Origin of the sequence: Butyrivibrio sp. XPD2006 (assembly GCF_000420865.1) — a bacterium.
In the GTDB taxonomy this organism is placed as follows: domain Bacteria; phylum Bacillota; class Clostridia; order Lachnospirales; family Lachnospiraceae; genus Butyrivibrio.
This window is the reverse complement of the sequence record NZ_ATVT01000005.1, coordinates 43,718-56,680: the sequence shown is the minus strand read 5'-3', so window position 1 is coordinate 56,680 and position 12,963 is coordinate 43,718. Positions and strand designations below refer to the sequence as shown.

At 46.4% G+C, this 12,963-nt stretch carries 11 protein-coding genes; 2 read left to right on the top strand and 9 right to left on the bottom strand.

Features of this window, described 5'->3' with window-relative positions; translation table 11 throughout:
* The 4 genes from G590_RS18745 to G590_RS0107185 all read right to left on the bottom strand — a co-directional run bounded on the left by G590_RS18745 (nt 1) and on the right by G590_RS0107185 (nt 5,753).
* A complete protein-coding gene (locus tag G590_RS18745; RefSeq protein ID WP_022765001.1) occupies nt 1-2,145 on the bottom strand; it encodes an ATP-dependent helicase in 2,145 nt (714 codons plus the stop codon).
* Nucleotides 2,146-2,286: 141 nt separating this feature from the next.
* Nucleotides 2,287-3,900: a sugar ABC transporter substrate-binding protein gene (locus tag G590_RS0107195; protein WP_022765000.1), complete on the bottom strand. Its 1,614-nt coding sequence runs from the start codon at nt 3,898-3,900 to the stop codon at nt 2,287-2,289.
* A gap of 40 nt (nt 3,901-3,940) precedes the next feature.
* Nucleotides 3,941-4,828 (bottom strand): carbohydrate ABC transporter permease, encoded by an 888-nt coding sequence (locus G590_RS0107190; RefSeq protein WP_022764999.1) that lies wholly within the window; start codon nt 4,826-4,828, stop codon nt 3,941-3,943.
* A gap of 16 nt (nt 4,829-4,844) precedes the next feature.
* The gene (locus G590_RS0107185) at nt 4,845-5,753 is read right to left on the bottom strand and encodes an ABC transporter permease (protein WP_022764998.1); all 909 of its coding nucleotides are present in this window, start codon (nt 5,751-5,753) and stop codon (nt 4,845-4,847) included.
* A gap of 142 nt (nt 5,754-5,895) precedes the next feature.
* On the opposite strand from G590_RS0107185, the gene G590_RS0107180 reads away from it, so the two are divergent.
* Nucleotides 5,896-7,578, top strand: coding sequence for a sensor histidine kinase (locus G590_RS0107180; RefSeq protein ID WP_081641009.1), 1,683 nt, complete (start codon nt 5,896-5,898; stop codon nt 7,576-7,578).
* Nucleotides 7,579-7,590: 12 nt separating this feature from the next.
* A complete protein-coding gene (locus G590_RS0107175; protein ID WP_022764996.1) occupies nt 7,591-8,784 on the top strand; it encodes a response regulator in 1,194 nt (397 codons plus the stop codon).
* 25 nt (nt 8,785-8,809) lie between these two features.
* Here G590_RS0107175 and G590_RS0107170 read toward each other — a convergent pair whose 3' ends face one another.
* The 5 genes from G590_RS0107170 to G590_RS0107150 are packed head-to-tail and all read right to left on the bottom strand — an operon-like array spanning nt 8,810 to nt 12,939.
* Nucleotides 8,810-9,886 (bottom strand): FAD:protein FMN transferase, encoded by a 1,077-nt coding sequence (locus G590_RS0107170; RefSeq protein ID WP_022764995.1) that lies wholly within the window; start codon nt 9,884-9,886, stop codon nt 8,810-8,812.
* Between the two features lie 36 nt (nt 9,887-9,922).
* The gene (larE, locus tag G590_RS0107165; protein WP_026494000.1) at nt 9,923-10,744 is read right to left on the bottom strand and encodes an ATP-dependent sacrificial sulfur transferase LarE; all 822 of its coding nucleotides are present in this window, start codon (nt 10,742-10,744) and stop codon (nt 9,923-9,925) included.
* A gap of 11 nt (nt 10,745-10,755) precedes the next feature.
* A complete protein-coding gene (locus G590_RS0107160; protein ID WP_022764993.1) occupies nt 10,756-11,412 on the bottom strand; it encodes an HAD family hydrolase in 657 nt (218 codons plus the stop codon).
* 28 nt (nt 11,413-11,440) lie between these two features.
* Entirely contained in the window at nt 11,441-12,223 is a 783-nt protein-coding gene (locus tag G590_RS0107155; RefSeq protein ID WP_022764992.1) for a ZIP family metal transporter, read from the bottom strand.
* Nucleotides 12,224-12,276: 53 nt separating this feature from the next.
* Entirely contained in the window at nt 12,277-12,939 is a 663-nt protein-coding gene (locus tag G590_RS0107150; RefSeq protein ID WP_022764991.1) for a methionine ABC transporter permease, read from the bottom strand.
* Nucleotides 12,940-12,963: the final 24 nt, after the last annotated feature.

Here is a 12,963-nt window from a genome sequence, read left to right as displayed (position 1 = left end):
CTAATCTATCACCTTCATCCCCGTAGTAAATGCGAAAGGATACATGAATATCTTCTCGTCTCCGGAGTCAAACTGTACTGTAAATTTTGTGGGTATATCATCGTCATCCCACCTGACATCTATGATCGTGCCCTCGCCGTATCTGCTCTGGCTTATCCTCTCACCTATTACAAGGTTCTCAGGCACACCCTTTTCATCCTCAACCACCTTCTTTTTCTTAAGAAGAGGCGTTGGCTTTAGAAGCACATTCGCTGCCTTTTTCTTTGGCTTCTTTTTCTCGCTCTCAGGCTTATCTTTTGTCTTACTCATCTCAGAGACAAATATAGACGGCGAGTCGGAATACTTCAGGATATACAGATTGTCTTTTGCCCTGGTCATGCCAACGTAAAAGATCCTTCGCTCTTCCTCGTAGTCCTGCTTCTCTTTGGGTGTTGCCTTCTTGAAGTTTATCACCTTACCCGGAAGCGCACCGTTTATGACATCCATCAGATAGACGGTATCGTATTCAAGGCCCTTGCTGGAGTGGATCGTGGACAGGATAAACCTGCTCTTGTAGTTCGGCTTTTCCTCAGTAATGGTCTGCCTCAGCACATCAAGCCTGTTAAGGAACCCTTCGATTGTCGGCTCGTTTTTTGCAAGACACTCCAGTATAAAGAGCTTTCCCGAATCCATATTGTTATCACTGAGATACTCGCCGTAACCCATGTACTTATCAAGCCTGTTAACAGCCTTGTAGGTCGACTCTCCTGCCATGTTTCTGAAATGTGTTCTGAGCGCCCTGACATTGCCGAGAACTCTTTTGCCCAGATCTGCGTACTCAGCTGTATCCAGAATTCCTATATGCCTCTCATCTGCAATACGGCACATGTTCTCCGCATCCGGCTTTCTGAGAAACGTCTGGAACTTGAAGTAAATCTTCATGAAAAGCTCCGGATCGTAGGGGTTTTGGCTGAACCTGAGCATGTTCACGACATCAACTACCACACGATGAGTAAAGAAAGCCATGTCGGCGCTCTTGATCCTGTAAGGAACATTCTCACGCAGACACAGGTCCACCAAAGGAAGCACGCTCTCATTATCACGGTACAAGACAGCCGTCTGTGACTTAAGGTCCTGTGCCACCTCCAGCAGATACTTGTATTGATCCCTCCTGCTGCCAAGCGTGATAAAACCGACATCCGACTGTTCATCCCTGGTAGCCTTCATATGCTTTTCGTGGCGATTAAAGTTCTTTTGAATAAAGACATCAGCAGCCTGAACAATTCCGGCACATGACCTGTAGTTCCTGTTCATCACAAGCACTTTTGCCCCGGGATGTTCTTTTTCAAAGCGCAAAAGAGCTTCCGGATATGCCGCCCTGAATCCGTATATGCTTTGGTCTTCGTCCCCGACCATAAACAGGTTCCCTCTTTCTCCGGACAAAAGAGCTATGATCATGTGCTGCACTTTCGAGGTATCCTGGGCTTCATCAACACATATATATCTGTATTTATCCCTGTAGAACTCCAAAAGGTCTTTTGACCCCTTGAGCATCCTGTAGGCATAGATCATCTGATCGTCGTAGTCCATAAGGCTCCGGGCTTTGAGTTCTTTGTTGTAGCTGTCATAGATCTCAAAAAGCTCCAGCCCTTCATCCTCTCCGAGGCGCTTTATCTCATCTTCATCAAGCATCATGTTCTTGCAGTAGGTGATAAGAGTCCTTACTGTCTTGATATCGCTCTCTGTGGGATATTCCTTCATCACCCTCACAAAGATGTCGGTCAGGATCTTGCCCGAGAGCTTCTCGTCTGTGATCAGGTCAAAAGAGGTTTTCCCGATAAGTCTCCCATAGTGGCTGATTATCTTGGCGCAGATTCCATTGATGGTCCTGAATTCAAGTCTCTCGGACACATCCTCGCCAAACAGGCTTTTGAATCTGTCAGCCATATCTCTTGTTGCAGCAACCGTATAAGTAAGCGTAAGGATGCTTTCCGGATCTATCTCTTTTACATAGAGCATGTACCCGAGCCTGTGCACAAGCACCGTTGTCTTGCCGCTTCCGGGCACTGCCAGAAGAAGCACCGGCCCATCTACAGTCCTGACAGCCGTAAGCTGTTCATCATTTAGTTTTGATCCGTATTTATCTAAAAATTCCTGTTCTGTCATTTTCTTTTTCTAAATCTTTTTTCCCCGTGTCAAAACACCTAAAGAGTATACCTTATCACTACCGAGAAATCCAATTAAAAAACCGGCGGAGACTTTCTCTGGCCTCCACCGGCTTCTTAAAATAAAAACATGGCTTCTTAATTACTTGTTTGCCTGATATGTGTTGTAAGCATCCTGCTGGATCTGGATGAAATCGTTATATCCCATTGTCTCAAGAGTAGAGATATAGCCATCCCACTGCTCGTTTACACCGCCTTCTGTTACCCATGTAGCCTGTGATGCTGTTACATAAGCATCGAGGTCTGTGAACAGAGTTGCAAGAGTTGTAAGCTGATCTGTTGTGTAACTTACGTTAGGATAAGCCTCTTTTGCATACTTGCTCATTTCTTTATCAAGGGCAAGCTTACTTGCATCGCCGTTTGCTCCTGCGTACTTAACCTTGTCATTGAATCCGTCAGCCACATACTTAGGTCCGAAATCACGAAGTGACTGGATCCATGCAAATGTATCAGCTGAGTTGCCGTCATCGGGCTCAAGAACTGTGTATGTTCCGTCATCACCCTTAGAGATTGCCTTGTCAAAAGAGCCATAGAAGTTCTGGATTGATGCATCATCAGTGTAGAACTTGTCTACCCATGCAAGGAGTGGACCGGGGTTCTCGCACTTGTTTGTAACAACGAACTCATATCTTGAGTAGTTCCAGTGCTCGGGATCTGATGAAATGTACTGCTTGCCGTCAGGACCTGCAAGAGCGGGAAGAGCCACATACTGACCTGCATTTGCACCGAAGGTTGAGTCAGCTGTCCATCCGGGAGCTGCACCAATGATAGGTGTCTCGTTCATGAGCTTTGCATCACGCATTGAAGAATCTTCTGTGAAGAGCTCAGGATCGATAAGCCCCTTAGCGTAGCAATTGTGCATCCACTCAATACCTGCTTTGTAGCCTTCTGTAACAGGAAGGTAAACAGGCTTTCCGTCCTGAACTGCCATCATGTATGTTCCGTCAGCACCGATGGTTGTTCCGAAAGGCAGGCAGAAGAACATTACTGAATCAGCATAGCCCTGTCCGAATGGGATCTCATCGTTAGGATCACCGTTTCCGTTTGCATCCTGCTCCTTGAATGCAGTAAGAACATCCTCAAACTCCTGATATGTTGTAGGAACTTCAAGTCCCAGATTATCAAGCCACTGCTTGTTTATGAACATCTGATTTGCAACGATAGGTCTGCAGGGCTTCTTGGATGGAAGTCCGTAGATATGTCCGTCAGCAGATGTAGCAAGAGCCTTCATTGTAGGATCTGCTTCCATGATAGCCTTGAAATTAGGCATATACTCATCTATATACTCATCAAGCGGAATGAATGATCCTGTGTTTGTGAGAACATCTGACTCTGAGAAACAGATTGATCCCATGAAAGCATCAGGAAGATCTCCTCCGGCAAGAAGAACTGCCTTCTTGTCTGCCCAGTCTGAATTAAGGATTGTATCCCATGTCAGGCTGATTCCTGCTTCCTCAGCAGCCTTGTCAGGGAATCCAAGATGATAATCCTCACCCCAGTCAGCCCATCTTACAGTCGCAACTTCATAGGCGTTATCTCCGCCTGCGCTCTCAGTCTGAGCTGCAGGTGCCTGAGCAGCCTGAGTTGCATCTGCAGTTGCGGTCTGAGCAGCCGTATCACCTGCTGCACTTCCGCAAGCAGTAAGGGCAAAACTCAGTGCCAGTGCGCCAGCCAATAAACCATACTTTTTCTGCATTTTCTCTCTCCTTCTCATAACTACTATAATTGTATACTATTTATCCCTTCACTGCTCCGATCATGACACCCTGATTGAAGTATTTCTGCAAAAACGGATAGAGCATCATAATAGGCAGTGTAGAAATCACGATTGATCCGTACTTCATCATGTCAGAGAGCTGTCTGAGCTCCTGAGCCATGGTACCTGTTGCAGCTCCGAGAAGTGACTCGTTTGCAATGAGGATTCTTCTGAGAAGCAGCTGAAGCGGTATCAGGTCTTCATTCTGAAGATATATAAGGGCGTTGAACCATGAATTCCAGTGGCCTACCGCTGTCCAGAGTCCCACAACCGCAATGACCGCTTTTGAAAGCGGAACTGCGAACTGAACAAAATACCTCATTGTGGAGCAGCCGTCTATCTGGGCTGCCTCCCACAACGATTCCGGTAGGGAATTTTGGAAAAAGGTTCGCGCCACAATTATGTTGTAAGTGGATACCGCAAAGGGCAGGACCATTACCAGGAAGGTATCAAGGAGGCCAAACTGTTTGACAACAAGGTAGATCGGGATTAGTCCACCGCTGACAAACATAGGGATTATGTAGAAAATGTTTATCCATTTTCTTCCGGGTAAGTCTTTCCTGGACATTGCGTAGCCGGCAGTAATATTAACAAACAGAGCAACCAACGTGCCGACTATCGTATAAAGGATAGTGTTCAAATAGCTCTTCCAGATCTGTCTCTGCTCAAAAAGCTTTTGGTATCCCCTTACATCAAATTGTTTCGGCCAGAACCATACTTTACCGCTGGCAACATCCGCAGGATTACTGAAGGATGCTATGATAACAAACCACAGCGGATAAAGAACTCCTATTATCATCAGGACTGCGATCACGTGGAATATGATGTTGACCACGCTGTCCTGGGTAAATTTCTTTTTACTGATCATCACTAACTCCCCTTTATCAGAACAGGCTGTTGTCTGTAAGCTTCCTCGACATCAGGTTAACCAGCAAAAGAACTATCACGTTAACCACTGTATTGAACAGGCCGATGGCTGTTGATAAGCTGTACTGCATGCTCTGCATACCCATCTTGTAAACATATGTTGATATGATCTCGCTGCTCATGATGTTCTGTACGTTCTGAAGCAAAAAGACCTTTTCAAAGCCGATACCAAGAATGCTTCCGGCTCTTAATATCAAAAGAACCATGGCTGTAGGCAGGATCATTGGTATGTCAATGTACTTTATCTTTTGAAGTGTTGTAGCTCCGTCTACTGTCGCTGCCTCGTAGTATGTGGGATCGATTCCCGCAAGGGCTGCCAGATAGATGATGGAATCCCATCCGAGGTGCTGCCAGATATCACTCCATACATATACATGCTTGAAGTTTGCTGCGCTTGCCATAAGATTTGGGAATGTTGCTCCAAAGAGCTTCCACAGGTTTGCAAAGAGTCCGCTTGAGGGCGACAGGAATATGAGGATAAGACCGCACATTACCATGGTTGAGATGAAGTGCGGAAGGTAAGTCACAACCTGGAACACCTTCTTGAACATCTTTGTCTTCATCTGATTGCACATCAGCGCCAGGAGTATTGGCAGAGGAAATCCCACCAGTATGCTGTATACGCTCAGTACCAGTGTGTTCTTGATGGTCACTGCAAACTGGTATGACCTGAAGTACTGCATAAAGTTCTTCATTCCCACAAATTTGCTTCCCATAATTCCAAGTGCAGGCGAGTAGCTCTGAAAAGCTATCACGATTCCCACCATCGGAAGGTAGGCGAAGCAAAACAGCAGTATTGCCGATGGCAAAAGAAGCAGATACAACTGATAATTCTTTTTTATAAATCTCACGAACTTGTTATTCATTGCTCTCTCCTTTAGTTCATGAATCGATAATAATTTTTTTAGATTTTTTTAAATAGCACTTTTTCGTTCACCCCATAGCACTTTTTGGACAAAGTATTTGTAACCTATAGCCACCAAAATCTCTTTTCTATATAATGATGTCATGAAAAATAAAGGAAGAACGCGCTCTTACCCCGTTGTCCAGATGCTGACCAAAACGCTGTTTCTCGCCATCCCTGTGGTGATACTTTTTGTAGTTGTCAGCTGGTTTTCTTTTTCCGAGATCAGGAAACAGAACAATCTGGCGCTGGAGAGCTCCGTAAACATTTATCAAAATGAATTAGAGCACAAGCTCTCTGCCATACAGCACTTCGTTCAATGGACTGTTGTTCACGACCCGATCCTTGATGCCTTTGACACAGACGGTCACATGGGCGATTTCAGAAATGCCAGCAACGAACTGCGTCTGCGTGTAAGTGACATGCAGTACTCAACAGGTTCTGAGTATACGTATTTCTTTTACTGGGATGAGAAGGATATCTTTTTTAACGCCTCTGAGATCAAGGTGGATTATGAGACTTATAAAAAGATCAAAGAGAGGATCAAGTCCGATGTGGGAACCAACTACACATGGGAACCCTGCATGATAGGCGACAGAGCCTTTTTGTACTACAGCATCACATATGAGCATCGCATCTTCTCATGCCTTGTTTCCATGGATGATATCCTGTCGCCTCTCTCATCACTGAGCCTTGGTGAATATGGTGCAATTCATGCAATGAACACGGATGGGGAGGTTTTCTATGAAACCGGCACGGGTCCCGACGGATTCAGAGGAAATTTCTACAACAGACTGATCTTTCCCGGCGATGAAGCTGACCTTCCCTTTACCATTGCCATAGATTCTCTGGCACTTGGTAATTACGGAAGACTTTTCTTTTTGCAGTTCATTGTCTTTTTGGCAGCACTTATGCTGACCTTTATCATGGGCGGATACGTTCTGGTAAGCTACAGGAAGGTAATCCTTCCAATCAAGATCTTTTCAAAGAGCCTCTCTGAAATGGAGTCGCTTCAGGACAGTGAGGGACTGGTGCTTACCGACAGCCGCGTACAGGAGCTGAATCAGATCAACGACCAGTTCAAGAATCTCATCCACGAGATAACAAGACTTCGAATTGATGTATACGAGGCGGAGCTGGACAACAACAAATTTATGATCCATTTCCTTCAGCAGCAGATAAAGCCGCACTTTTATCTGAACTGCCTCACCACCATCGACAGCATGGTGAGCCTTGGAGATATTGAAGCAGCGAAGAAAATGCTTATGTTCACCTCAAGATATTTCAGATATCTTTTCCAGGTGGACAACAACTTTGTTCCGCTGATCAATGAACTGACGCATATCGAGGACTACCTCTCAATCCAGAACATGAGGCTGTCACGCCCTACGCAGTATGAGACCGATCTTCCAAAAGACTGTAATCAGCTGAATATCCCGCCGCTCCTTCTTATTACCTTTGTGGAGAACTGCGTCAAGCATGCAACTCCGCCTGATGGTGAGAGCCTTAAGATATCTCTGTCAGCCAAAAAACTTTTGGATGCAGAGGACGGCGCAGGTGATATTCTGGAAATTGTCATCACTGACAACGGTCAGGGCTTTGATGATGAAATACTTAATAAGATACAAAACGACGAGGATATAATCTCAGATGACGGAAACCACATAGGAATAACGAACTGTATCAGAAGGCTGCGCCTTCTCTACGGTGATTCCTTTGAGCTTCATGCAGGCAATATTAAGCCCCACGGAGCAAGGATCACTCTGCGGATCCCCGTCAAAGTTTGAATGAGGAATTAAATGAACATTTTGCTTGTAGATGACGACCGCTTTGTTATTGCGGCCCTTGAAAAGAATATAGACTGGGAGAGCCTTGGAATAACCACTGTCTTTACCGCCAACGACATTGGCAAGGCTCAGGAGATCATGTCCAATCAGACTGTGGATCTTTTGCTCAGCGACATAGATATGCCCCACGGAAGCGGCCTTGATCTTCTTGGAATCCTGCGCGAACAGGGAAATACCATTCCGGCTATTTTCCTCACCAACTACGCTGATTTTTCTTATGCCAAAAGAGCTTTGGAGCTCAGGAGTTTTCACTATTTCCTTAAACCCATCGACTACCCGGAGCTCACAAATATAATAAGACAGGCTCTTGCAGAAGTATCTTCCGATGAGCCCGATACAGAAAGTGCTCTGTCCAAGCTCTGGTACGACTATCTCATTGACCGCCGCATAACCTACAAGGCATTTCTTGCAGACATGGGCAGGCTCCGTCCGTTTAAGGATGAAATGCCTTCCTTTGTCGCATGTCTCATACAGTTCAGCAGCAAAAAGCTTGACCATGACAGAGGCAAGATGGCCATCAGGATCAGAGCCGTTATGGAATCAATCTTCGGTAGCAGCTTTATTTCCAAAGGAGTTCTGCTCCCCTACCAGGCTGAAGACTATATACTCTTTGGCCTCATCCCTGTTGAGGATGAATCCTATCAGGCGAGTCTGCGCCCTCTTGTAAGCGAGCTCTACTACTCGCTCTCCGAGGAGTTTTCAGCCAAGCCGAGACTCTTCCTCAGCTCAGACAAAAAGCCCATCGACATCCCGGATGTTCTGGACAGTCTTGTAAACATGGCAGCTATGCCATTTGACGAGAGTCAGGACATAATATACATTGACGAAACCTCGGTGACATCGCTTCTTCAGTACGTTGATGCCCACTTCACAGAGGACATGAGCAGAGAGCATTTATCTGAGCTCTTCTACTTTGCGCCCGATTACATCACCAAGATATTCAAAAAAGAAACAGGAATGAGCTTCAAGAATTACATCATAGAAAAGCGCCTTGATCTTGCGCGTAAGCTCCTTCAGAAAACAGACGATTCCATCAGGGATATCTCCCTGAAGGTCGGCTATGATAACTATTCCTACTTCACCAGGCTCTTTAAAAAGAGCTTCGGAGTAACTCCCGTGGAATTCCGTGACGGAGTCAATGGGTGAGTCAAACTGAAACGTCCCCGGTGACTCACCTTGTGACCACATGAAGCGGCAGGTCGTAGTACTCGGAGGAAAGCACAAACTTATCTGCAATGCCTTCCGTCACGTAGACTTCTCTGTCCTCAGTCACGAATATCGCCTCGAAATCATCAGATATCTTGTACTCTTCTATCGCCTTATCAAGGCCCTCCACAAACAGCGCAGTAGACAGTCCGTCGCACAACAGTCCGTCCTTACCCACAATTGTCACAGATACCAGGCCGCTCTCAGCAGGCTTGCCGGTGGTAGGATTTAAGATATGCCAGTATCTCTTGCCATTGTCTTCAAAGTATCTCTCATATCCGCCGGACGTAATTATGGCAACATCATCAGCATCCATAACGCCTATCATACCTGATGCACTGTCAGGAAACGGGCTCTTGATAGCTACCTTCCAGGGATCCCCGCCCGGCTTGCCGCCGATGCACTGCACATTTCCGCCAAGATTTATAAGCGCATGCTCGACACCTTTTTCGCGAAGCATGTCTGACACCGCGGTCCCGGTGTATCCCTTAGCCACGCTGCCAAGATCGATCTCCATCCCGTCCGGAAGGATGACATGTGCCCCACTGCCCATATCTGCTTCGTCTTCTGAATCCGGTGATACTCCCCGCTCCAGGACAACCTTTCTGTAACCTACACTGTACAACAGCTCAGCCAGTTCACCATCAGACGGAACACGATATTCCCCTGTGGTAAAGCCCCAGGCCTTAAGCACAGGATAAATTGTAATATCCAAAGCTCCGCCTGTTCTCTCGCACACATCAAGCGCACGCTGCAGTATATTTCCGACTTCCTCAGAGAGCCTTCCCTCTCCGTTTTCATTGACAACTGCAATCTCACTTTCAGAATCTGTAACTGACAGCTCTTTTTCAAGGCGTCTTATGTACTCCTCCGCCTCAGGTGTATAGTCCTTCTTGCCTGCAATCTGAAGTTCCATGACTGTGTCCATGGCAAAAATGGTAGAGGTATAAATCTTCTCCCCGGGAAAAGCGCAACCCCAGGCAAGCACAGACACCAGACTGATCACAGCCAGTGCCGATACTATCCCGGGGTATATTTTCATTTTTAGTCCTTTATTAAATAAAAGTCGCATAACAGCTTATTTCAAAACTTCATTAAGGCTTCCTGTCCGATATCCCTTAAGATCCAGAGACACATACGCAAAACCTATTTCATGAAGCTTGTCATTTATCTCCTCACGAACTGAAGGCGCAAGCGCCTTATCAATATCCTCCGGCAAAAGTTCTATCCTGGCCAGCGGCGCGTCGCTTCCGTGAACTCTTACCCTGAACTGCCGATATCCTTTATTCAAAAGAAACTGCTCCGCCTCATCAACCATACGAAGCTTCTCATTTGTAAGTCTCTCTCCATAGGGAATCCTGCTGGCAAGGCAGGCAAAAGACGGTTTATCCCAGGTTGGAAGATCAAACTCTTTTGACAAATCCCTGATCTCCTGCTTCCTAAGTCCTGCTGCCCTCAGCGGACTCTTTACGCCAAGCTCGGCGATAGCTTTCATCCCCGGTCTGTAGTCACCTTCGTCATCCACATTGGAACCTTCAGCAACAACCGCCAGACCCTCACTCACAGCTGTATCCATAAATCCCTGAAACAACGCCTTCTTGCATAGATAGCATCTGTCCTTGGGATTATCCGCAACTCCATCGATAGCCAGCACATCAACCTCTGCTACCAGATGTCTTACTCCGATTCTCTCACAAAACTGTCTCGCCTCAGAAACTTCTCTCTCAGGCACAAAGCAGGAGCTTGCGGTAAGAGCCACTGCCCTGTCTCCCAGCGCCTCCTTGGCTGCATGTAAAAGAAATGTGGAATCCACTCCACTTGAAAAGGCAACAGCCACGCTGCCGTAGCCTTTAAGTATTTCCAAAAGCCTGTCGTATTTATTCCTTAATCCATCGTCCATAAAATGCACCATCACTCAGCTTTCAAATAGCCGATAACATCAAGAAGGCTCTCCTGAACAGTCTCCACAAGGCTCTTCATCTCATCATTGGCAGGAAGAAGGTCCGGAACCATGATAGGGCGGAGGCTTCCGCCTGCAGCCGACCTTACTCCGTTGTATGAATCCTCAATTGCGTAGCATCTCTCAGGTGCAACGCCTATCTTCTCACATGCCAAAAGATATATCTCAGGGTCAGGTTTACTTCTCTTAACCACGTCCCCTGTTACAAGTTCATCAAAAAAGTCCAAAAGACCTGCATCCCTGAGCTCAGCTTCCACCACAGGTCTTCTTGTTGATGAAGCCAGCGCTATCTTTTTGCCGCTGTCTTTAAGAAATGTCAGGATCTCTTTTACCCCGCTCTTCATGGGGAGTTTGCCACCGTCGTACTTCTCATGAAAGATCACGGAAGCCTCCCTGGCGTACTCGTCATACGGAAAATCCTCTCCGTAGTAGCGAAGCATTATCTGTTTGGTCTCTCTGTCATTAACTCCGGTACAGGCTAAAAACGCCTCTGTTATGTCTCCAAGGTCATGCCTGTCTGCAACGACATACCAGCTGTCAAGCACGGCTCTCTCGGAATCGAAGATAACTCCGTCCATATCGAAAACCACTGCATCAAAATCTCTCATTAAATTCCTCCAACAAACTCATCTCACATTATCCCAAAGCCACATCCAGTGCCATCATGAGAGTAAATCCAAGCGCAAACATGATTACACCAATGTTGGAATGCTCACCCTCAGACATCTCGGGGATAAGCTCCTCCACTACGACGTACATCATGGCGCCTGCAGCAAAGCTAAGAAGATACGGCATTGCAGGCACAATGAGTCTTGCTGCAAATATCGTAAGCAGCGCTCCGATCGGTTCTACCGCACCGGACAAAGCTCCGTCCATAAATGCACCGAACTTGGTTTTTCCTTTTGAGTGAAGAGGCATGGATATGATCGCTCCCTCCGGGAAGTTCTGAATTGCAATACCAAGGGCCAGCGCCAGTGCCCCGCCTGAAGTCACAGGTGCGCTTCCGGATATCAAGCCCGCAAACACAACACCTACCGCCATTCCTTCAGGTATGTTGTGAAGTGTAACTGCCAGAACCATCATTGTCGTCTTCTGCAGCTTGGACTTCGGGCCCTCTGCCTTCTCAGCATTCATGTGCAGATGCGGTATCACGCAGTCCAAAAACAGCAGGAACAGTATTCCTATCCAGAAACCCACAGCAGCAGGAACAAAAGACAAGGTTCCCATACCTTCCGCCTGTTCCAGTGCGGGAACAATAAGGCTCCATATGGATGCTGCCACCATGACTCCGCTGGCAAATCCGGTCAGAGCTCTCTGTACCTGACCGCCAAGCTCTTTTTTCATAAAGAAAACCATGGCCGATCCCAGCACGGTTCCGGCAAAAGGAATCAATATGCCAAGCCAGATATTAATGTTCATAATATGCACCTCCTCTGAGATTGCAAAAACGATCCATCAAAATCTTCTGTTCATCAGCTCATTCTCTTGTACATCAGATTACCCAGTGCCTGAACTGCCTGAACGAAGATGATAAGAATTGCCGAGCACACAATCAGGTACTCTGTCTTGTACTGCTGATAACCGTAGCGGATAGCGATATCACCGACACCGCCGCCTCCTACAGTTCCTGCCATAGCTGAGTATCCAACAAGTGAAATTATAAGAAGTACGATTCCGTTTAACATTCTCGGAATAGACTCTTTTACATAAACTCTCATAAGTATCTGGAAGTTTGATGCGCCAAAAGATCTTGCTGCCTCGATAACACCGGGATTGGTCTCACGAAGAGAAGTCTCAAAAACCCTTGCGATGAAAGGAATTGCAGATACTGTAAGCGGAACGATTGCTGCTGTTGTTCCGATTGACTTTCCAACAAGCGCTCTTGTGAAAGGAATCAGGATAACCAGCAGGATGATAAACGGAAAGCTTCTGAATACATTGACGATGAAGCTCAGAATTCCGTAAACAATCTTGTTCGGCTTAAGTCCTCCGGGTGCTGTAAGTGTAAGTATAACCGCCGGAATAAAACCAAGTATCACCGAGAAAAGCGTTGACCAGAAAACCATGACAAGGGTCTTCCAAAACGCCTGCAGAATTATTGGATAAATGGCGGGATTAAGTATTTGTTCTAACATCTGTATTTCCTCCGAAATGAGTTA